This window comes from Mesorhizobium jarvisii, from assembly GCF_003601985.1.
In the GTDB taxonomy this organism is placed as follows: domain Bacteria; phylum Pseudomonadota; class Alphaproteobacteria; order Rhizobiales; family Rhizobiaceae; genus Mesorhizobium; species Mesorhizobium jarvisii.
Map to the genome: position 1 here is coordinate 82,968 of NZ_QZXA01000014.1, position 19,737 is coordinate 102,704.

Annotated in this window: 19 protein-coding genes and 3 pseudogenes; 9 read left to right on the forward strand and 13 right to left on the reverse strand. The window is 58.4% G+C overall.

The genetic code is table 11. From position 1 onward, the window contains the following. Positions 1 to 333 precede the first annotated feature (333 nt). Positions 334 to 843: a pyridoxamine 5'-phosphate oxidase family protein gene (locus D3242_RS28625; RefSeq protein ID WP_019864071.1), complete on the reverse strand. Its 510-nt coding sequence runs from the start codon at positions 841 to 843 to the stop codon at positions 334 to 336. A 130-nt stretch (positions 844 to 973) separates the two neighbouring features. On the opposite strand from D3242_RS28625, the gene D3242_RS28630 reads away from it, so the two are divergent. Together D3242_RS28630 and D3242_RS28635 are read left to right on the forward strand one after the other, a co-directional pair. Then, positions 974 to 1,174 carry a hypothetical protein gene (locus D3242_RS28630; RefSeq protein WP_019864070.1) on the forward strand — a complete coding sequence of 67 codons (201 nt, stop codon included), beginning with the start codon at positions 974 to 976 and terminating at the stop codon, positions 1,172 to 1,174. 239 nt (positions 1,175 to 1,413) lie between these two features. After that, entirely contained in the window at positions 1,414 to 1,638 is a 225-nt protein-coding gene (locus tag D3242_RS28635) for a hypothetical protein (RefSeq protein WP_064982339.1), read from the forward strand. Positions 1,639 to 2,161: 523 nt separating this feature from the next. Here the strand turns inward: D3242_RS28635 and D3242_RS28640 are convergent. Further along, positions 2,162 to 2,551, reverse strand: a complete 390-nt coding sequence (locus D3242_RS28640) for a hypothetical protein (protein WP_019864068.1) — start codon at positions 2,549 to 2,551, stop codon at positions 2,162 to 2,164. Between the two features lie 48 nt (positions 2,552 to 2,599). Between D3242_RS28640 and D3242_RS33370 the strand changes: the two genes are divergently transcribed. Both D3242_RS33370 and D3242_RS34100 read left to right on the forward strand, forming a co-directional pair. Further along, a complete protein-coding gene (locus D3242_RS33370) occupies positions 2,600 to 2,893 on the forward strand; it encodes a hypothetical protein (RefSeq protein WP_081295976.1) in 294 nt (97 codons plus the stop codon). A gap of 1,209 nt (positions 2,894 to 4,102) precedes the next feature. Further along, positions 4,103 to 4,291, forward strand: a pseudogene (locus D3242_RS34100) (SOS response-associated peptidase family protein); the annotation flags it as partial. Between the two features lie 1,065 nt (positions 4,292 to 5,356). Here D3242_RS34100 and D3242_RS28670 read toward each other — a convergent pair. Both D3242_RS28670 and D3242_RS28675 read right to left on the reverse strand, forming a co-directional pair. After that, complete coding sequence (locus tag D3242_RS28670; protein WP_064982344.1) at positions 5,357 to 5,728, reverse strand: response regulator; 372 nt, start codon at positions 5,726 to 5,728, stop codon at positions 5,357 to 5,359. A gap of 46 nt (positions 5,729 to 5,774) precedes the next feature. After that, positions 5,775 to 6,660: pseudogene (locus D3242_RS28675) on the reverse strand (ATP-dependent DNA ligase). Positions 6,661 to 6,786: 126 nt separating this feature from the next. Here D3242_RS28675 and D3242_RS28680 point away from each other — a divergent pair. Then, a complete protein-coding gene (locus D3242_RS28680) occupies positions 6,787 to 6,975 on the forward strand; it encodes a DUF3606 domain-containing protein (protein ID WP_019864062.1) in 189 nt (62 codons plus the stop codon). A 449-nt stretch (positions 6,976 to 7,424) separates the two neighbouring features. Here D3242_RS28680 and D3242_RS28685 read toward each other — a convergent pair whose 3' ends face one another. From D3242_RS28685 to D3242_RS28715, 5 genes and pseudogenes are all read right to left on the reverse strand, one after another. After that, on the reverse strand, positions 7,425 to 7,628 hold the full coding sequence (locus D3242_RS28685) for a hypothetical protein (protein ID WP_064982362.1): 204 nt from the start codon (positions 7,626 to 7,628) through the stop codon (positions 7,425 to 7,427). An 817-nt stretch (positions 7,629 to 8,445) separates the two neighbouring features. Further along, positions 8,446 to 8,685, reverse strand: coding sequence for a hypothetical protein (locus tag D3242_RS28700; protein WP_063827361.1), 240 nt, complete (start codon positions 8,683 to 8,685; stop codon positions 8,446 to 8,448). Between the two features lie 415 nt (positions 8,686 to 9,100). Next, positions 9,101 to 9,700: a cupin domain-containing protein gene (locus D3242_RS28705; RefSeq protein WP_019864058.1), complete on the reverse strand. Its 600-nt coding sequence runs from the start codon at positions 9,698 to 9,700 to the stop codon at positions 9,101 to 9,103. A 1,111-nt stretch (positions 9,701 to 10,811) separates the two neighbouring features. Then, on the reverse strand, positions 10,812 to 11,144 hold the full coding sequence (locus tag D3242_RS28710; RefSeq protein WP_019864057.1) for a low affinity iron permease family protein: 333 nt from the start codon (positions 11,142 to 11,144) through the stop codon (positions 10,812 to 10,814). A 277-nt stretch (positions 11,145 to 11,421) separates the two neighbouring features. Continuing rightward, a pseudogene (locus D3242_RS28715) lies at positions 11,422 to 12,240 on the reverse strand (NmrA/HSCARG family protein). Between the two features lie 102 nt (positions 12,241 to 12,342). Here D3242_RS28715 and D3242_RS28720 point away from each other — a divergent pair. The 3 genes from D3242_RS28720 to D3242_RS28730 all read left to right on the forward strand — a co-directional run bounded on the left by D3242_RS28720 (position 12,343) and on the right by D3242_RS28730 (position 15,602). Beyond that, a complete protein-coding gene (locus tag D3242_RS28720; protein WP_019864055.1) occupies positions 12,343 to 13,236 on the forward strand; it encodes a LysR family transcriptional regulator in 894 nt (297 codons plus the stop codon). A gap of 182 nt (positions 13,237 to 13,418) precedes the next feature. Next, positions 13,419 to 14,990 (forward strand): alpha,alpha-trehalose-phosphate synthase (UDP-forming), encoded by a 1,572-nt coding sequence (locus D3242_RS28725; protein WP_081295978.1) that lies wholly within the window; start codon positions 13,419 to 13,421, stop codon positions 14,988 to 14,990. Between the two features lie 381 nt (positions 14,991 to 15,371). Beyond that, a complete protein-coding gene (locus tag D3242_RS28730) occupies positions 15,372 to 15,602 on the forward strand; it encodes a hypothetical protein (protein ID WP_019864052.1) in 231 nt (76 codons plus the stop codon). A 163-nt stretch (positions 15,603 to 15,765) separates the two neighbouring features. Here the strand turns inward: D3242_RS28730 and D3242_RS34105 are convergent, their stop codons facing one another. Both D3242_RS34105 and D3242_RS28740 read right to left on the reverse strand, forming a co-directional pair. After that, positions 15,766 to 16,128, reverse strand: a complete 363-nt coding sequence (locus D3242_RS34105) for a hypothetical protein (protein ID WP_223217967.1) — start codon at positions 16,126 to 16,128, stop codon at positions 15,766 to 15,768. A gap of 152 nt (positions 16,129 to 16,280) precedes the next feature. Beyond that, complete coding sequence (locus D3242_RS28740) at positions 16,281 to 17,000, reverse strand: Crp/Fnr family transcriptional regulator (RefSeq protein ID WP_027047934.1); 720 nt, start codon at positions 16,998 to 17,000, stop codon at positions 16,281 to 16,283. A 121-nt stretch (positions 17,001 to 17,121) separates the two neighbouring features. On the opposite strand from D3242_RS28740, the gene D3242_RS28745 reads away from it, so the two are divergent. Next, positions 17,122 to 17,367, forward strand: coding sequence for a DUF6894 family protein (locus D3242_RS28745; RefSeq protein ID WP_019864047.1), 246 nt, complete (start codon positions 17,122 to 17,124; stop codon positions 17,365 to 17,367). Between the two features lie 367 nt (positions 17,368 to 17,734). Here the strand turns inward: D3242_RS28745 and D3242_RS33375 are convergent, their stop codons facing one another. Together D3242_RS33375 and D3242_RS28755 are read right to left on the reverse strand one after the other, a co-directional pair. Beyond that, positions 17,735 to 17,953: a hypothetical protein gene (locus D3242_RS33375; RefSeq protein WP_147377497.1), complete on the reverse strand. Its 219-nt coding sequence runs from the start codon at positions 17,951 to 17,953 to the stop codon at positions 17,735 to 17,737. Positions 17,954 to 19,205: 1,252 nt separating this feature from the next. Further along, complete coding sequence (locus D3242_RS28755; protein WP_064982350.1) at positions 19,206 to 19,637, reverse strand: hypothetical protein; 432 nt, start codon at positions 19,635 to 19,637, stop codon at positions 19,206 to 19,208. Positions 19,638 to 19,737 lie beyond the last annotated feature (100 nt).

The window sequence follows — 19,737 nt, forward strand, 5'->3', positions numbered from 1 at the left end:
AATGATCGCCCTGCATGAGTTTCCGGCTTTCGGGATGTCCTTCCCTGAAGAACTCAGCTTCAATCGGCTGCTTTAGCGATGGAGGAATGGCGCCATGACTGGCCCCCGGGAAAGGTGGAGGGGCTGCGCGCGTCCCCCAATAATGACCGTCCGCAGGGGCGGATCTTGCCGCGCTGCTGATTTTAGAAATGGACACTTCCAATCGCGCATTTGATCGCCGCTAAGATGTTGGAGAAGTACTCAACTGGCGGGACCTCCTGAATAAGCCGCCAAATTGCCGTCGCGGCGTTTGTGTTCCGGGGCTCCAGCAAGAGCTGACAACCGGCAGAACAATCACAGGTCGACTTTGGCGTTGTCGCCGACGTCTGGCTTCGAGCCCGTGACGGCCGCGAACATCATTTTTGCCGTAGCAACGACCAATCCGGGGCTGTCCCACAACTCGCCTTCGTCGGGTTTGACTGTAATCAGTCGAATCTCGGGGTCGTCAGCGTTGTCCCACCAAGCCGCGTCGGTTTTCTCCCAGAGGTCGGCAATCTTCTTCCTGTCATTGGTCACCGCAGCGGAACCGGAGATGGTGGCGTACTTGTAGTGCCTGCTGTCACTCCAGGCCAATGTCACTTTTGGATAGGTCGAAAGTTGCTTGTTCTTCGCGCTGTGATCATTGACGAGGAAATAGATGGCGTTTTCTTCTCGGGAGACGCGTGCGGAGAGCGGACGGGCACGATTGTATTGGCCGTCCCAGGTGACAAACATACAGATGTCGATTTCCTCGGCGAGTTTCCAGATGCGGTCCACCGCCTCGGCGGGTGTCAGTTCTGCCTGTTGCTCTCGACGCGTGACCATAGCATGTCCTCCAAGGTGAATGTGCGGCCTTAGAACTTGCGTAGCGCCGCGACGTTCCATGCTCGCTTTCAGGGCGGTCAGTTTTCCCTCGGACTGATTAGGAATAGGATCGCGCCGGGAGGCCTGATCGATGCAGAGGTTCACCGTCGAGTTGGTACGTGACGGCAAAGCGGTGAAACGCGTCGCAATACTGGCTGAGAACGTTGTTGAGGCTGCGAAGATATGGGGACCAGTGACCATCCCGCCCGGCGATGAGCCTGACATGGGCGAATGGATCAGAGTAACGCATCCTGATGACAGCACGGCAGCCTGGTTTGAGCTGGATCGTTAAGACGGCGCGATAGATCGGTGGAGGACCACCTGTCTTCGCAAAAATCTCTGCCGTCTGGCGATCGACACAGCAACGGCCGCAACCATTCATCTCGCGGCGTCTTTTCCGGCGTCTGCACGTCGCCAGGGGTCGGGCGTGGTGCAAGCCCAGGGCGCGGTCGGCGTCCCCGTGGCGTGCGGCAAGTGCAGGGGAACAGAAGCTCAAATCCGAACGTTCTAATGCGGTAAAGGAGCATAGAAATGGTACGCCAAATCGCAATTATGGTAGCGCTGGTCATTCAGTTTTCAGGTTCGGCATTTGGAGACACCGCTCAATATTGGGTCGCTAAGGATGCCGTTTCGAAGCAGTGCGAGGTCGTCACAAAGAAGCCAGACGGAACCTTGGTCATAGCCCTTAGCAAGGCCACGTATAAGACCGAGGCGGAAGCGAAGGATGCCTTGAAGAAGCTTCCAGATTGCAAGTGACCCACTGCGGGCCGGCCCGCCTCAATTGTTGGACTTCGCCAACCAGCGCCGGTGCCCACAAACCGCGACAAGGGTTGCTACACAGCGCGCAGGGTATCGGTTTCCATGTCCGCCTGTGGGGCTTGAGGCGCGCGCTTGGAGTGAGCTGAGGTGAGGCTCGACAATGGGAACAAGCAATCGCCAATAGTGAGCTTCACCACGAATTCCTTAGTTTTTCACCGTCCCCTATCCGTGACAGCGATGAAGTATTTTGGAGCCGTGAAATGTCGTGGCCTGAGAACCTTGGCTTCAGCGGATCGGGCTCCAGATCCGCCAGCGCCAGGAGCGGATGTTTCCACAACTGCATTCCGCCTTCACCAGCATATCTTCCCGCTCCCTCTAGTCGCGGCGAAACTCTGCGTTCCCTGAAACGGCTGATCGCCGCCGACAATGACCGGGACAGAGACTGCAAGGATGGAAGCTCAGCTAGCAATCGCTCGGGCATGATGCGCCGGAAAATCCCTTGAGGAACAAGCGATTTGTTCTATGCAGGGTGCGCGATCAACCATAGCAGCAGGATGAGAGCCGCTCCGAACGCAAACAGCATGTAGCCTGTCAGGAGCAGAAGGAGGGGGAAAAAGTCGCTGCGATAGGCAGCAACGATGACGCGGGTTAGAGGATTGGGAATTTCATTGTCGAATAAGCCGTGTTGGTCGTCGACAACCTTTGGGATTCCATCTTGCGTTGTGGCCTCCGCCCGCTCTGACTTCGCGGCCGCCTCCGCCTTCTCGGCCTCTAGAATTCTGCTTGCGCTATGGATTGCCGCCACGCGATCATCGGATGGATGGTCCCGTGCGACCGATTTGGCGAAGAGTTCGGCTCCGCTTGTGCCCATGGACAAATAAGCATCTTGCGGCACTTGACGTTCCCTCATGGGACCTTGGTCCAATCAGTGTGCGACTGAAGTCTGCGACCAGGAACCATGCCGCTGTCTGAAAGTTCCGCCGGGGGGCAAACGGTCGAGTCATCAGTGCCGGAGAGCGGTGTGCAAATTGGAGAGATTATCGCTAATGCCTTCGCCACTATTCTTCTAATAGGTCTTCTGGCAATAACGTTCTTAATTTCCGGAAAACAATTCGGGTCTCAACCGATGGTGCGAATGGTGATTATCTTGCCGGTGGATCCGCTGAAAACAGCCGCGTTCCAGAAGAAATACTTAGACTTGCCAGTTAATTTTGACGTAGGCCTTATCCAGCCTCGACCCACTGGTCGTTGACGTTCAATGCTTGTTAGACGTGAAAGCAGAAAGACGAAGCTCGAACGCCTGGCGGCGTCGATACCAAAGCACGAGTTTGAATTTCTGATGAAGCTTGGCCAAATGACGCGAGCGGAAACGTTGGCCCTGATCGAAAAGCATGACGGACACCGCACCGCAATTTATGCCGATCTCGCCAGTGTCGCCGCGCGCCGATGAATGGTCGGCCTCTCCGTGGCCTGGTGCCGGTCTTCAAGCGCCAACAAACACCAGTTTCCTTTCACGGTCGCGCGTCATGAGCGGCGCTTCGATGCGCTGTCGAACGTTGAGTTTCGACAGCACCCGGTCATGTGGCGGTTAAAGTGATAGAAGCCTGCGGAGAGAGGGTCCTCCGCATGGTCGATGAGGCAGGAGAACTAACCCGATAGCGTGCGGCCTTCATGGAGGCTCGACCTCACCCGGCCGGTTGAGTTCAGCCAGCAAAATCTCAGTCGCTTTTTTGAGCCGCTGTTCCCTTAACCGGGCGGTCTTTGCCTCCCTGGCTTGCCGCTCTGCATCAAGTACGAGCCTGCTTTCTCGATCTGCTCTCTCTATCCTTTCGCGATCAACCTTCCGACGTTTCATCCGCAACCTCCTTCGACCAGACGGGCCAAAAAAGGCTGACTTTTTAAATTGTTCCCGACGAAATTTTCCGCTTCTTACATCATTTGTTATTGAGCGCTGCCGCGCCGAGCGTTGAGCCCTGAAGGACTGTTTCGGTGCTGACTCACTGATTGCCAGATCCTCGGATCCGGCGTCCATCTCGCCCGCAACAGGCTGACATGGTCAAAAGTCCATCGGTCCTACCGGCTGACGGCGCCTGCAGAGATCGGACCCAATGATGCGCCGCGCTACAAAATCGAATCTACTGATGAAGGCCCTTTCTTCAAGGTTGGGGACGATGGCAATCACGAGCAGCGCAAGGTTGATGGTGGCTGGTTCCGTTCTTGGGCGAAGGAAATGCCCAAGGCGGCTATGTTCAACGGCAGGATTGAAGGATCGACACGGCGCCGGCCTTTCGGGACGCCTTCAAGTCGAAGTGCTGCCTGATCCCGATGGCTTCTAAGAATGGGCGATTTCGCCGGCCGACGGCAAGAAGGATCCTTGGCAAATCTATTTGCCTGCGCACGCGCCCTTTTTCCGTTTGCCGGACTCTGGGCGTAGAACTCCAATCTTGACGTCGCCGGCTGCACCATCCTCACCGCGTCCGCCGGCGAGCCGATGAAGAACCTGCACGATCGACAACCGGTCATCCTCGACCGGGCCTGTTATGAAGCCTGGCTCGACCGGCGACGCCGGGGGAATACTTCAATTCGACCGTCATCACACAAGCAGCCGAATGACCACCCTGCCTTGGTCGGGCCGATCGATCCGCTGTGAGCGACGAACCGATCAAGCTTGCCGAAGGCATGACGGCGGCGCCGCGGCAAAGTAGACGGATCGAAAATCACGTTGGCTCTTTTTCGAGCATTGAACACGGCGACAGGCATTTGGCGGCGGCGAGATGATTGGTCGACCATGAGAAGAGGACGAATATCCCGACCGCGTCATCGACTGCCAGGAGGCGTGGAGCCCGGCTTCCAAGTCATCGTCGACTGTATGCTGGAAGCCGGCTGGTCGCGCGCCGAAAGCGGCTGATCGCGGCCGACAACATGACCCAGAAAGAGAGCGCCAGGACGCTTATGCGGTTCGCCGTAACGGGAGGATTGTATTCCTCGCCTCGATCTTGATTGCAACGGTTATTCAAGCAGGCCGGGATCGTAATGCAATCGCGTCGACGATCGTTCGATGGAGGCTATCGATTCTTCATCGACTTCGCCGCGCTTGATGCCAAGCGCCTTGGCTTGTGCGTGAACTCGTCGACGGAGATGACATCGGCCTTCGCCGTTAGGAACGTTGTCGGCCAGCCATTGATCCAGGGAGTTGATCCTCGCGTGCTCATACCCAACAAGCTCGGCAAATCCGAGTTGGCCGGCTTGGCCTGGCCGCTCGCTGTGGCCATGTAAATCCCTCTAGCCACGCGTGGGCAGACTCCTGCCAGAAATAGGGCACTGCTCGCTCCTTGCCGTCTTTGCGGCCTGAACGCCGTACATCCAGGCGTAGCTGGTGCGCTCTTGATCCTTCTTGGCAACGGCCATGTACTTCCGTCCTTCCCGCAGCAGCTTCGCGTGATCCGAAGCCAGTTGGCCTCAGTCGACTTCGATAATTTTCCGCGACGGCTTTTTGGCGGGCGCCCGGCGCCTTTTGACGGGAGCTGGACTCTCCGCGGGCTGGGCCGAAAGACGTAGCGCCCGCAATCGCGCCGTCTTTGCATTTCGCGCATTCGTCTCCGCTTCGACTAACAGCCTCGCTCTCGATCGGCCCGCTCGATGCGCTCTTTGTCGATCCGTCGTTGGGTCAAGATAGCCCTCCCTTGGCTAACTGACCTATGAAATCATCACTTGCTTAAATTGTTCCTCGTTGGTCTCCGGCGGCCAATTTCGTGACCGCGCCAACGATATCGAGGATACCCGCCGGCTTCACTAGGAACGTGCCTGATCGGAAAGCGTCGTCGACCTCTGTCGGTGCCAGAGCCGAATGCACAATGAAGGGTACGCCGTCTGCACGAAGTTTCTTAGCCACATCGACGCATTGGCCGTCGCTAAGGAGAATGTCTAGAATTGCGACATCCGGCCGACGAGTATCGAGGAAACCGGCGGCTTGGGCGCATGACCTCGCTGTTGCGACGAGATATCCGGCTTCCGCCAGCAAGACCTCCAGGTCCCAACTGATCAACTCTTCGTCTTCAAGCACAAGCACAAGGGGCGCCAGCATCATGGAAATAGAGATAGCTTGTCGCGGGAAGGGATCAAGACGGATTCGCTCACCGCCGCTCCGGACACCGACCGTCTGCGGATTGATCCTCTTCCCGGAAGTCCTGCAGGGAAGCGTGCCGCAAATCCTCTTCGCCGCGCAAGTGCTTCACGCGGCCAATGATGCCGGGCTTGACCCATTGCGTCGCCGGCCGCTTCATGCCCTTGGGCGCCGGCCCGGCATGCTCCTGGACCCGCTTCCACAGCCGCTCGCGGATACCCTGGCCCGAGGTGATGAAAGCCGAACCGATATAGCGGCCGGTCGCCCGATCGGCCATCAGGGCGAAGGCAGGCTTGCCGGCTTCACGCTCGACGCCAAGCACTTCGTATTCGTCTATGGAGTAGCATTTCGCCTTTAGCCAATTCGTCGAAGGGCCGCTGCGGTATTTGCTGTCACGGCGCTTCGATACCATTCCCTCGAGGCCAGCCTTGTCGAGGAGATGAAAGATTGCCGTGGCCTCGCCCGGCAGTGGCTCGCTGAACTGGATCCGACCGCCGGGCTCGATCATGCCGGCAAGGATCTCCCGACGCTCCTCGAGCGCCATGTCGCGCAAATCATGGCCATTGAGGTGCAGCAGGTCGAAGGCGACGAAATAGAGGTCATGCTGGCGACGCATGATCGCCTTTCGCAGTTCGCCGAAGTCGGAAAGGCCAGCGTCGTTCGGAACGATGATCTCGCCGTCGACCATGGCATTTTCCGCGCCGAGGCTCTTCGCCTCCTGCACCAGGTCGCGATATGCAGTTATGGCCGTTGCGGGTGTAGATGCGTGCCCCGTCTTCGTCGATGATGAGCTGCGAACGGTAGCCGTCGAACTTGACTCCGTGAATCCAACCATCGCCTTGCGGAGGCTGCTCGACAAGGGTGGGCATCAAGGGCGAGACGAACTTCAAACGCATCTATGGAACTCTTACCAGCCGAGATTCAATTAGCTACAGCTAAAATAGTTCCGCGCCTGGAAATGCCCAGCGAAACAAATTGACCTGACGCGCGTTGCGGTCGAATCGCAGCTTGGGAGAACCATCATGCCTGACGACAAGAACAAGCTTGGCTATCACGATCGAAGCCGCGTGAGCGGCGACGAGGAATACGAGGTCGGCTATTTCGCGAGCAAATTCGGCCTGTCTATCCCGCAGGTTCGGCAGTTGATCGCAAAGCACGGCAACGACCGCGACACGCTGGAACGGGAAGCCGAGGCCCTCAAGGGTCGGTAAGAAGATACCTCGTCCCAGGTGGAACATCATGCCGACGAAGTTCCACGTCCGTCGTATGGTGGGTCGGGTTGCTGGGTTCGCGCGATCGGAAGCCTCGGATGCGATGCCTGCAAAGCTTTGGTGCGCACACGTTCGATTCCTGCGACCTGAAAAGGCGCCGCGCCATCAAAGGCCAAGAGGCGGATCGACCAGTTCCGCGGTGCCTCTGTATATAGCAACGAAGCTGGTGGCCCGGCGGTTGAAGATTTGGGCTACTAGGTCGGCAGCCGGGCCTAGGCGGCGGTTTGTTGAGGTATAATGCTTGCCGGCGGCTAGGGCCAAAACGCGCCCAGCCCACTGGGCTGGCATCATTCGAACGGATAGGCTAGCTGGGCGACGCACTATCGAAGCAGCGAGCGACCCACCGGCACATGGTCGCGCCCCGCAGCCGGCGCGACTGTTGGGGATCTTTAGTCAATGCCTGGCTCTACAGTCGGCCCAGAACGCGGGATCCGGGTTTCTTCGGCTATAACGAGAAGCGCCTCCAACGTGACGGCGATACCGGACATCAGTGCGGAAATATCAGTGTTCCCGCCGGGCAACGCGAGTTCGTCCGCCCGGCTTTGCATGCTCGTGCTCAGTTCCTTGAGCTTCCGGCGCAGGTCGTCATCCATAGTCGCTCTCTGTTTTGAGGCCCGCACAGGAACGCGCCCGTAGACAACCAGTTCCGCCTTGCTGGCTATCAAACCCGCGTATTTGCAACGGTGACGCTTGAGCCGGAAAAAGGTCAACGCCGACGGCAGAGGATGCCCAAACGCATAGTCCGAAGGCTGTCGCGAAGGAGATCAGAAGGGCGGTCGCGATAGGCAGACGATGCATGGCGGGGCTTGTCCTCCTTTGTTGCAGACCCGCCCACAACCTTCTGCAACCTGATATGTTCTCCACAAAGTGTTTACCCTGATGGGATGGTTAAAGAACTGTTTCGACCCGTTCGTGCTGGTGCCCGGTCGCCCCCTACGCGTGGATTTCGGCTTCACGGCCACTGACGCGGCATTCTTCGCAGCCTCGCTCGCGGCCGCGACGGACGGGAGTTCGGTTCGAATCGCTTGTGTATCGCGACTGATCCCCGACCTGGGGCTCAGCGTTTGACTGACGCGTCGGATTGAATCATTGCAAGCTCCTGCTTCGCGCAGCAAACGATTGGCCGTGGCAGGTCGAAAGTGTCGACTTTGTCCACGACCGATGAAAGAGCAGCGCCGGTTTAGCCAGGTGGATCCTTGGCCTTTGTTTTTCGGGGTTTGGGATTTCCTAGCAGCGGCGCCTGAGAGCCTGGAACAGGTCAATCGGATGACCAGAGGTTGCTCATACACAAGCCCGTGGGCAGCAACGTGCTTGTCAGATGGCGGTCGCGATTGATAGGCGATGCATGGCGGGGCGAGCGCTCTTTGTTGCAGCTCTGTCAACCACCCGCAATCTGACCGTTCTCCAATGCTAGCTTGCCCACTCCGTTCGCCATTTCAGGTCGACGCCCTGGGTCACGACTTCGGCGTCGTAGCCGCATGAGGCGGCGGCTTTCGCAGCCTTGACGGCGGCCAATACGGCATCGCTGTTGGAATCGTATGGGTATTCCTTCCCGTCGTAACGGATCTTCCAGCGGTCCCCCTCTTTGAAAACGTAATACTTCGCAGCCGTAATAGCTACTCCCCGGAATGAAGCTTGAAACACTTTCATGCAGCAAATCATGGCAGTAACCTCTCTACAAGTTGGCATCCGTCCAGAACGAAGAAGACCATCCAGGCCCCTCCCCCAAAGGATATCAGTTTTGGAAAGCGCATCAGCTCTCACGGCCGCGGCCCGATATTCGTCAATGCGGAATGGGATGCTGGACGCCAATATTTCCAATGAGTCGACGCCGATGCCCACCCCGCAATTTCGGGTGATCGGCCGTGTATATCAGCCGCGAAGATTTTTTCAGCACATCACCAGCCAGTTCGAGGAAATTGTCCGACGAAGGAATTCAATGGCGCCCCCCGCGAATCTGGGTGAACGCCAACATCATCGCGCGAGAAGCCAGGCTTGCGCAGACGTGCTTGCCGGCTGCGGTCGCCCACTGCCATTCAAGACAGTGTCCTCCTGGTCCGAGACCTTAGCGCTTCCAACTCGTCATCAGGGAACCCTTGCTTCCATATAAGGGGTCGTTACGAGGACGAACAACGGTTGGGATGGTCGCGACCGCATCATCGTGTTCGTCCTTGGTGGTGCATTCGTCGTAAGTGCCGAACCGAGGATATGCGCCTACAACCAAAAAATCATCGGATGAAGACAGACATTGGTGCCCGGTCCCGGCTGGGAGAATCGCCACGTCGCCGGCCTTCACCTTCAACGTCCGCCCCTTCTTGCCGCCAAACCGGACCTTGGCCGTCCCGCGCGCCACCCCTAGGACCTCGTGTATTCGCGAATGGTAGTGGACGTAGTCATAGATGCCATTTCGCCAGCTATCGCCCCAACCGTTTCTTTTGAAAATCACCTCCATGACGGCCGCCGGATCAAGCCTCTCCGGCAGCTTCACCGCACCGCGATAAAAAACAAGCGGCCATGATGGATGATTGGGCACCAGCCCGTCGTCATCAAACCGGAACTCATTCGGTTTTCGCTGCCTCACGAAGGCGGCGACTTCTTCCTCGCCCGGAGTTGCGAAACCGGTGATGGTCTCGATCGCTTTTCTGGTGGTTTGTAGAATGCTCATCGATGCGGTCTCCGCCGGATAGATGCAAACACGTTTCGGTTTTAACATGCCTACAGGTCCGGCGGTTCCTCCCGCTTTGGCAGGCCGAGCTCCGGTTGCCATCCAATGGAAGGGCTGAATCTGGTGGATTTCCCGACAAAGAATGACAAAGAATGATGACGTTGAAGACCTTTTTTTGCGGCCGGCATGTCCAGCTCAGACGTCCCGCAGCGCTTAACGCCCGATGACCTGACCAATAATCTCGTCGCTGGCCTTCGGTCCGCCAAATCTCTCTACCGGACTTCCGCGCAGTGTACGTTTTTAACCAACGAGTTGCCTGCCGTTCGGGGTGTTGTAGATTTGGCAGGCGGCAACCCCTCAAGAAGCCGTGGTGGCCGACGTGGGACTGGCAGGCTTCACCGGCATTTCCCTCCCCGCGTCGGTCATTCGGGCCAATTGGGCTAAATTCACCGTCAGTCCAATCTCAGCTGCCGGTCTTCGGATTGCGGCGGCAACTCCGCGGTGGCCGTGCTTTACGCGCTGGACGACAAGCCTCGCTGAAAACCTTTGCCTTGGATGTAGAAGAGCGTCACGGCGATGGTTGCATCGAGGTTCACCCCCCTGCCCCGCCCAGTATAGAGGCAACGAAACGCACCGTCGCTCGTTGACGTCGTGCTGGGTTGATCCCTAGCCACTCCAGACCCTGCCCGCTGCCGATCGGTGGCGGGCCTTTTTGAAGAGCGTGACGGAACCCGATTTTTCACAACCAGTTACATACGGCGGCAGCGTCCCCTCGCGCTGCTGGCCATGGGCGTGAAGCCTTGGCCGGGCCCGCATCGCCTTGCCAGTGGTGCGGGCCAACAAAGGCTGGAAGGGCAGCCCATCGGTAGCGCGGATGGCTGAAGATTTCCCGCCATACTTAGGAGGCATTTGCGGGCGATCCAGTTCGTTGGCGGAGGTCGCCAGATTTCGGCATGACAAACGCGGCCCCGTGATTTGGATAGCGCGGTTTCTCGCCAGGGCATCGAGCGGCTGCCACCCAAAATAGGCGTCGCCCATGACGCCGTAATGGGGCCGTGCCGGCCGTCGACGGCTATTACCCCCCCCGGTGATCGTGACTACAAAGGCGCCTTTACATGCCAATCTTCGCTTGGGGCCGCTCAGCCTCCCGCTGGCGCTCAATTTCCTCTGGTTCCTTCTTGTCGATCTGTGTCAGTTCGTCTCTGGCCGCGCTATTGGCGCGCAACAGTTCGTCCAATTTTGACTGTATGGCCTGGGTATCCCGATGTTCTGCTCTTTGTATGAAAAGGGTCATCGCCCAAGTGGCCAATGTCGCGGCGCCGTGCCAATCAAAGCTGCTGCGTTCGAAAATAATCCACAGCACGGCGTAGACCACCAGGATCAGAAATGCCCATGGCCTCGCGGTCAGTGTACCGGCTTGCGTGATGATGCTGGAGGCATTCATTTCCCGATTCCAATCTTGTTTTTTCAACCAGTTTGGGGAAAGTTTGTTCCGTCGTCGTCCTCGGCGAACTTCCCCATGCGTTGAGATAGAAGTGGGTCCGTACTGCCTGCCAGGGCTTGGTCTGGCCGAATCAGGGCGGTCAAACGCAACGAGCGTTTGACCGTGCGCGGGTTGCTGGATCGATCCGGCAACGCGTCGACGCGAGGTTCGGTTATTTGTCGCCGCATAGTCCGTTGAAAAGATCCGTGGGATGATCCTTTCGACTCCATTGCTGCTATCAGGCGGCTGCTGCGATGGCCGACGCGAAGTTGCGATATGGGCGAAGTGGACGGCCCAGAAGCGCAGTCACGCGCTCAGGCGCATGTCGTAGGCCATCCAAGGCGGGCAGGAACTGCTTGAGATTTTGCTCAAAGCCTTCTGCATTGTCGCCACCATAATTGATCGGGCGGGCGAGCACGTCGGACCAGATGGCGGCGATATCCGTCCCAGTCAGTGTCTGCGGACCGACGAGGTTGATCCGGTCGAGCGCAAGCGGCTCTACGGACTGTTCGCGGCGCAGCAGCTCAAGGGCAGCGATCTCGGCTATATCACGGACATCAATCATGGCGAGACCCTTGGCGCCGATCGGCATTGGGTAGGTGCCGTAGCCAGTGATGGCGTCTTCGATCATCAGATCGTTCTGGATGAAGTAGGCGGGGCGCAGGATCGTGGCCTTGAAGTCCATCTGCTCGATCATTCGCTCGACGCCGAACTTGCCCGCGAAATGCGGCACGTTCACATAGACGTCAGCGTGGATCACCGACAGATAGACGATGCGCTCGATGCCGGACGATCGGGCGACGTTGAGCGCAATCAACGCTTGGGTGAATTCGTCCGGCACCACGGCGTTCAAGAGAAACAGGGTGGAAATGCCTGACATGGCCTTGCGCAGCGAATCGACATCGAGAAAGTCGCCTTGCGCGACGGATACGCCTTCCGGGAAGCTGGCTTTCGATCGATCGCGCACGAGAGCACGGACATCAGCGCTGCGCTTGACGAGGTGTTCGACGACTTGGCGGCCAATATTGCCTGTGGCGCCGGTAACGAGAATGGTCATGAAATTTCTCCTGTTGGTTGCTTGACACCTCCAATATGTGTGGCTCACTGAGAGCGTAATAGACGGAAATTTTAGACGCACTGTCCCACTCGTGGAACACTCATGGATCTTCTTGCCCTCGCCGATTTCAATCTCGTTGCCCGCCATGGAGGCTTCGGCAAAGCGGCAAGAGCCACCGGACGGCCCAAGGCAACGCTGTCCCGGCGTGTTGGAGAATTGGAAAGCAGCCTTGATCTACGCCTGTTTGAGCGGGGTGCGCGTAACCTGAAGCTGACCGAAGAAGGACGGGCGCTCTTCGAGCGGACGGGGGCGTTGCTCACCGAACTGGACGAGACGGCTTCGTCGATTGCCTCGGGCGGTCAAAGTCCCAAAGGCAGGTTGCGGATCAGCGCACCTTTACATTTTTCGCAGACCGCAATGGGGAAGATCGGCGCGGGGTTTGCCCTCAAATACCCGGAGGTGACGCTTGAAGTCACGACTGAGGATCGGCCTGTCGACATGATCGAGGAAGGCTACGATCTGGTAATCCGGGTCAATCCAGATCCCGACGAAAGCCTGGTCGGACGGGCGTTTCTCCGCGACCGTCTGGTTGTTGTGGCGAGCCCCGACCTTCCTCGCACGACCCGTGAGCGTGCCGCTCCTGGCGTTGCGCGCGGGGCGGGCGAACTGCAAACATGGCACGTAAAGACACAAGGTGGCCGGTCAACAATTACAATCGAGCCGGTTCTCGTTTTGTCAACGCTCATCATGGTTCGGGATGCCGTGCGAGCCGGCGTCGGTGCAGGACGGCTCCCCATTTCTTTGGTTGCCCACGACCTCGCTGACGGCACGCTGGTGAGTTGGGGGGATATTGATGGCTCCGAAATCTCACTATGGACGCTCTACCCATCGCGGCGGCTGCTCAGCGCGCGCGTGTCGGCGTTCTTGGGCTTTTTGAAACAGGCCTTCCCGAATGGCACGCCGGACGAACTGGCCGCGTATATTGGCAGGGGATAACTTAGGGTCTTTTCGCGCCGCCCGACGATTTTAGCCAATAAAACCCTGAAAGCCGGTGAGCGCTCCTCGCCTTGGCGTCTCGCTATCCGCGGCCAGGTCTAGCCGTATTCAAGGGCAGGCCGAGGTGGTGCGTCAGGGACAGTGACCCGCAGAATCGAGCCGGGTACTGGTGCGGCGCATCCATGGAAGGGACGGAACGAATTGCATGGAACAATCGCATCGGCGGACCGTTCTCAGGCGATCTTCAGGCTCAGGATTTTCTCGTGTTGCAGCCACCGAACGAAACCCATGACGAGGCTTCGCAGACGGTTTGCGATTTCGCAGAGCGTGAGGCCGCGTTGGGCGATCGACACACCACCAATGATGCCAGATCGCGACGTCTGGTTGTCGTCTCGAATCGGCTCGGCAACGTACGCGATCTGGCGCAAGCCGGCGGGCTTACGGCGGGCATCCTCGACGCCTTGGCCGAGCGTGGAGGGCTGTGGCTAGGAGCAAGCGAAGAGCACCATGGTTCAGCCGCGAGCGACGAACCGCTCATCCACCTCGAACGCGTCGGCAAGATCGAGACGGCCGCACTGACGCTGCCGCAGCAGGAGTATTCGCTCTACTACAACGGCTATGCCAACAGTACGCTTTGGCCGCTCTTCCACTATAGGCTCGACCTCGTACAGCACCGCAGCGAGTTTCTGCACGCGTACAGGCAGATCAATGCGCGCTTTGCCCAGGCACTCGCGCGCTTGCTGTCAGGCAATGATGACCTGATCTGGGTTCATGACTACCACCTTATCCCCCTGGCTGCGGCGTTGCGGCGGCTCGGATTGGGAAATCGGATCGGTTTTTTCCTCCATATACCGTTCCCGCCGCCGGACCTGTTTGTCGCCACTCCTGACCATGGAGAACTTATCGCTGATCTGCTGCAATACGACGTGCTGGGTTTCCAGACCGCGACCGACGTAACGAATTTTCGACGCTCCGCTCGGGCGACAGGTTCGACCACCTTCGACGCCGGCGGCGTAGCCCAAAGCAGCGGCCGGACCGTCCTGTCGAGAAGCTTTCCGATAGGCATCGATGTCGACGCCTTCGCACGCATGGCAAATGAGGCGGCAGAGGATGTTCAGATCGATTCCATGCGCCGCCAGATTCTTGGTCTCAAGCAGATCATCGGCGTCGACCGGCTGGATTACTCCAAAGGACTGCCCGGCCGCATGCAGGCTTTTGCGCGCCTTCTCGAAAAGCACCCCGAACACGAGCGGGCGGTAACCTATCTGCAGATAGCGTCGCCCACGCGAGAAGAGGTCGCAGCGTATGCCGAAATACGCGCGCAACTCGAGGCAACGGCTGGCTCCGTGAACGGAAAATACGCGGATTTGACCTGGACGCCGATCCGCTACATCCACCGCACCGTTCCGCGCTCGCGCCTGGCCGGTCTGTTGCGCGCCAGTCAGGTCGGGCTTGTCACGCCCCTGCGTGATGGAATGAACCTCGTCGCAAAAGAATACATTGCCGCCCAGGATCCAGCCGATCCCGGGGTCCTCGTGTTGTCGCGTTTTGCCGGCGCGGCTGAAGAACTCGCGCAATCCTTGATCGTGAACCCGTATGCGGTCGACGAGGTTGCTGACGCGATAGCAAAAGCGCTGGCCATGCCGCTTGAGGAAAGAATTGCAAGACACGGTGCTCTGATCGAACGCATCCGGCGCAATGACGCGGCACAATGGCGGAAGTCATTTCTCGAGGCGCTGGCGAACAGGATCTAGCCCTGGCCTGGCGGGGAACCGACCGGACATCCTCATCGCGCACCGGTTCCAGACTCTCTGGCGAGATTTTCGTCAGCGGCATGAAACGAGTGCCATTCTGCGACGTTGCCGCTGCAGGTGAAGATATACGGGAATAGCGCCATGAAGCTATCGCTGTTGCAATTTCATGAACTTGCAGCGCCACGCGGAGAGGGGTTGCATCCGATTTTCTTGCAGCACCGGTTGACCAATCCGCCGGACCTTGTCGCGCTGCCGATTGTTGAGGTTGGCCAGGAACGGACCCCACGCCCCGTGCTCCGCCTGGTCCGACCTCAGTCGGCAGACAGCTGAGGGAGCTCGGCTGGCCGTGGCGTGCGGCTGGGATTTAAGGTGGAGGTAAGTATGACCATGACACGCCAGGACGTTGTCTCGGTCCTCGGACCCGTCGACGAAGCAACGATTGCCGAAATCATCGCGTCCGGTGCCTCGCTCGAGGAGTTGAGAGAGGCATGGGCGTGGACCTTCGGGGATGAGGCGTTGATGAGCCAGGGACGCCCATTGCCAGGAACACGGGTAGCAGGCTTGATCGACCTGATCGAGCCCGATGATGAAGGCGATATCAGGCCCAGCTGAATCCGGACGCCGACGAATGATCAGGGGTTCGGTCGCGCCGTTCAAGGTCTTCTTGATTGTCTCGCAGATTTGGTAGGCCTCGCCCGCTTGAGCCGCGGTGCGATCGGCGGGCAGTGCAGGCCGCCCGTTCATAGACCAGGGCGGCCTCCACCGACCTGGCAGTTCATTTGCAGGCAGCCAGTTCCTTCAGCGCCTTTTCGGCATTGGCCTTGCTTGTATATGTCTTATTGCCGGCATCGGTCAGTTTTGTGCCGTCCGGCTTTTTGCTCACAACCTCGCACTTCTTGGTCGCCGCATCCTTAGCAACCCAGTACTCCGTGGCTGCAACAGCAGGCATGGTGAAAATGGCGACAAGTGCACTGGCAATAGCGGCTTTGCGGATCATTGCTAACCTCCATTCAATGTCAGCCCAAAAAAGGGCGCATTGCATTTTGATCGCCAACGATTTTGGCACGATTTTGACGTTACACCACGGCACGTTTGCGCCTGCGTTGGTCGACATAAAAGGATGAAAGTCCTGAGCCATCACACGGCGCGCTGGGCGTTCCTGTCGAGTCCGAAGCGACCTGCCAACCAGCGGACAGGCACGGAACGTCGCCACGAACGAAGCATACCAACAAGCTTGCGGCGCGACTCGATCCGGCCGGCTCGCCCTCGTTGGCTAAGCGGTGACCCTGACTATCTTGGCTCGTTCGTCATACTCAGGTAAGTTGGGTCAAACTCAGCCATTTGGGCGAGCAGTCGCCAGTCCACGATGGTGACCGTGTGGTTGGCCCAGTTGACGGCCGCCGACTTTCTCAAGCTGCCAATGACTCGATTCATGTGGACCACGGACAGTCCCAACACGTCCGCCAATTCGGCCTGTGACAAGGGTAGATTGAAACTCGTTCCATTCGTGTGCCCGACGACCTGCAGACGTATAAACAATTCGCAGATCAGATGTGCCAAGTGGGAGACTTTCGATCGGCGTCCCATCGCGACAATCCACTCCCGGTGGATGGCCGCGTCAACGAGGGTGTCAAGCCACAGCAACCGACCCAGGTGCGGCGCCTTCTCCGTGATGACGCGCAGCTTGGTGTGGTCCGCGAACATGACGCGGCACAATGATAAGGCCACAATCCCATGGTCCATGGTTTTGAGCAGGAACGCGTGGAGGTCCACAAAGTCTCCGGGCACCTGCAGGGACGTGAATTGCCGGCCACCGCTCTCCAGAACTTTGTAGCGCGCTGCTAGCCCCTCAACGAGCAACGTGCTGTAGATTGGCCGGGAGCCCTCAGACACCAGGTCCTGTCCGACCGAAAATTCCTTTCCGCCCGATACGACCTGCGCCAGCATCGACCTTTCGGCATCAGAAAGAACATCGTGCTGGGCAAGCTGCAGGTACAGCGGTTCAAGCATGGTCAATCCCCGGGGCCCGATTTTGTGAATCTGCCTGCATTTCGCGTAAAATGCCAGCATAACGAGGAACCAGACCGAAGAAGGGGTATTGATCTAGGTGCTCAGCCCAAGCGAGCGTTGAATGGACCGGTATTTCTTTGACATCTACAACAGCGAGGGGCAGGTACTGGACGAGGAGGGCCAGTTGTTTGCCTCTAAGGAAAGTGCCAAGGACGAGGCCTTGCGTGTCCTCCAGGATGTCGCGCGCGACGAGATGCCCGATCGCGATCTTTTCAAACTGACCGTCAAAGTGCGGAGCGAGAATGGAGCAAAGGTGTTTGAAGCATCACTCATTTTGACCTCTGGCTGGACCGCCAAGCAGCCGTAGGCGCGTTAATCGACAAGTAGCTGCCTCGGTAAAACAGGTCGGTCTCGATCTCGCTTCGGCGGGGACCAATAGCCCGCCAGGTTTCGGAGCGACGTTAGGTCAACGGCGCCACAGAGCCAAAGAACAACCGGACCTGAGCCGCGTGCCAAAGCGTTCGCGCTTTTTCAGATCAAGCTTGATTTCCTAGCCATCCAGTACAGCCTTTCATGCTTTATGTCTGCCATCACGTCCGCGCCACCTCCGGCGACGGCGCGGCCGACCAAGGCTCACGGCTTCATCCAGCGCTCCAAGGAAAAGGGACGCGATTCTGGTTCCAGGAAGGTCCTTGGAAAAGCCAACCCGTGCCCCAGGGAGCGGATCTGTTAACTCATGAAGACGACGGCTGGGCCGAGTGCCGGACGGTGTATGCAAACATCCTGTGTTCGCCGTTGAGCTCTGTCACCCTGATCCACTCATTTTCCTTGCGACGAAGCGTAACTGGCTTCTGAGCATGCCGTTCGGCGGCTTTAAACGGCAGTGCCGCCTCCACTGTCGAGGATGAAACGACAACCGTTCCGGATATGACCTCGACCTTGAAGGTGCGCATACCGGTCCCTTGGGGCTGACCTCTGTATTTTCGTAGCGCACGATAATGCGGCTACGGGGGCATCTTGTGAAGCGGCTCCAGGCTCCGATTCTGGAAATTGAAAACGCAGTTATCTCCGCGCCAGCAAGCCCGGCCGGAGCTGGGCGGGCAACTGTCCCGGACGGATGCGCCAAAGAGCTCTGACGGACGTCTCCTTTTGCCGCCAAGACCAAAGTCCGATTCAGATGAGCAAAGGTCCGAGGTCGGGAAACTTTCGCCCGCTCCGTTGGTTTTGAGGGCCGGCCGCTGAGCGGAAGAGAAAACCCATGCCTCTATCTCAAGAACTGCGCGATATTCCGATCGAGTTTCGTTGTCCGATCTGTTGCCATCCCACTGCCAGAAAAGGCTCATGGCTGATAACGATTGGGAGGTTCAAATGCGAGCGCTGCGGAGCAACGGTGCGGATTGGCTACGAAGAGAAGATCGCTATTTTTGAAAGACATCGCATGAACAGGGACCCTCAACAGAGAAGCGGGAGCATGAAAATATCGTCCACAGCGCTAAACGGCGGTGCGATGCGAAATAGGGGGACTTCCGTCAGCCGAACCTAAGGTCGCCTGCTCCCGAACCGGCCGGGGACGGAAGTTCACCTCCTTCGGCAGGCGGTGGCAAAGGCTGCGCAATGGTCCGCCCAGCGGCCTGACAGGAAGCGCCGTGGCGTGCGTGGGCGTTAGGCGTTCCGAATTTAGGAATGCGGTTTTAGGCCGTCCTAACCGACAAGGTTCTGGTTGCCGTCGTTCGCATTCCGGCATTCGGTGACCTGACAAATTGGCATGTCGCTATGAGGGGACCACTTGTGACTGCGTTCCCTCTGCGTCCTGCGAATCTTCGCGGTCAGCCTCAGCAGTTTCCAAGGCAGGGTGGATAGGGGCGAGCGAATTCGCGTCCCGGAGGTCTGCCGTCTTCTCCTGCTAGCCTAATCGAGCGCGCATTGAATGGCGTCTTCGATGTGGCCAATTTTTCGGCCTAACCGGCTTCGTCAGCGTCAAGCTTCAACTGCTGGGCCATTGTCAGAAGAAAAAGCCCGCTCCTGGGGGGAGCGGGCAAATCGGATAGGAATGTGCTGTCGCGGCGGACAGCAGTCTGAGGCGTTGCGAAAAGGACGCGCCGGAAATTGACGTCGGGCGGATATCCGATTGATTCCAGCTACCAATGGTCGCCGCCGCTAAGACGCCTATCTCCGACCCAAGCTGCCACCTCAATATCAAAAGCTTTAGTGCCACAGTTTCTCGCTCAGCCATTCAAGCAGCTTGTTGCCGCCAATCGTTCTGCGAACCCGTGCGGCCGCCCATTGAGCCTTAAATGTCGTGCCGACGTGGCAACTGCATACGATGCTGTGCAATTGCCGGTCGGTCAGTTCGAAGAACCGCTTGGCTTCTCCATAAGAATCATCCCTCAGGCCCAGCTCCCGCAATACCGGATCCTCGAACGCCACGGTGATGGGCGAGCCCTCACAGCGTGCCGAATCACGGGCCTCCCGCTTCAGGTGCTCGGTGCCTGTAAGAGCGACCAGGCACCGATCTGGGTCTTTTTCCAGCAGTACTGCCCAACGTTCTATGCGCTGTTGGCGAGTCATGAACGGGTACGTCGACAAAGGCTGAATCTTCGCGACTGTGTGCAGTTGTTCCAGGGTTTGATGTTTCATGGTGGGCTCCTGTGGCTTGAGGTCCCCTACCCTTCAAAAATTATCGCGCACCGACGTCCTGACAAGACCCGGCCCCGCTGCGTATCAGCGACGAAATTGG

Coding starts and splice junctions, on each gene's coding strand:
- D3242_RS28755 (WP_064982350.1), bottom strand. CDS start 19,637: ATGAAACATCAAACCCTGGAACAACTGCACACAGTCGCGAAGATTCAG.
- D3242_RS28740 (WP_027047934.1), bottom strand. CDS start 17,000: ATGCTTGAACCGCTGTACCTGCAGCTTGCCCAGCACGATGTTCTTTCT.
- D3242_RS28625 (WP_019864071.1), bottom strand. CDS start 843: ATGGTCACGCGTCGAGAGCAACAGGCAGAACTGACACCCGCCGAGGCG.
- D3242_RS28635 (WP_064982339.1), top strand. CDS start 1,414: ATGGTACGCCAAATCGCAATTATGGTAGCGCTGGTCATTCAGTTTTCA.
- D3242_RS28640 (WP_019864068.1), bottom strand. CDS start 2,551: ATGAGGGAACGTCAAGTGCCGCAAGATGCTTATTTGTCCATGGGCACA.
- D3242_RS28720 (WP_019864055.1), top strand. CDS start 12,343: ATGGATCTTCTTGCCCTCGCCGATTTCAATCTCGTTGCCCGCCATGGA.
- D3242_RS28630 (WP_019864070.1), top strand. CDS start 974: ATGCAGAGGTTCACCGTCGAGTTGGTACGTGACGGCAAAGCGGTGAAA.
- D3242_RS28670 (WP_064982344.1), bottom strand. CDS start 5,728: ATGATGCTGGCGCCCCTTGTGCTTGTGCTTGAAGACGAAGAGTTGATC.
- D3242_RS28710 (WP_019864057.1), bottom strand. CDS start 11,144: ATGAATGCCTCCAGCATCATCACGCAAGCCGGTACACTGACCGCGAGG.
- D3242_RS34105 (WP_223217967.1), bottom strand. CDS start 16,128: ATGGCTCAGGACTTTCATCCTTTTATGTCGACCAACGCAGGCGCAAAC.
- D3242_RS28705 (WP_019864058.1), bottom strand. CDS start 9,700: ATGAGCATTCTACAAACCACCAGAAAAGCGATCGAGACCATCACCGGT.
- D3242_RS28685 (WP_064982362.1), bottom strand. CDS start 7,628: ATGGATGACGACCTGCGCCGGAAGCTCAAGGAACTGAGCACGAGCATG.
- D3242_RS28700 (WP_063827361.1), bottom strand. CDS start 8,685: ATGAAAGTGTTTCAAGCTTCATTCCGGGGAGTAGCTATTACGGCTGCG.
- D3242_RS28680 (WP_019864062.1), top strand. CDS start 6,787: ATGCCTGACGACAAGAACAAGCTTGGCTATCACGATCGAAGCCGCGTG.
- D3242_RS28730 (WP_019864052.1), top strand. CDS start 15,372: ATGACCATGACACGCCAGGACGTTGTCTCGGTCCTCGGACCCGTCGAC.
- D3242_RS33370 (WP_081295976.1), top strand. CDS start 2,600: ATGCCGCTGTCTGAAAGTTCCGCCGGGGGGCAAACGGTCGAGTCATCA.
- D3242_RS33375 (WP_147377497.1), bottom strand. CDS start 17,953: ATGCGCACCTTCAAGGTCGAGGTCATATCCGGAACGGTTGTCGTTTCA.
- D3242_RS28725 (WP_081295978.1), top strand. CDS start 13,419: ATGGAAGGGACGGAACGAATTGCATGGAACAATCGCATCGGCGGACCG.
- D3242_RS28745 (WP_019864047.1), top strand. CDS start 17,122: ATGGACCGGTATTTCTTTGACATCTACAACAGCGAGGGGCAGGTACTG.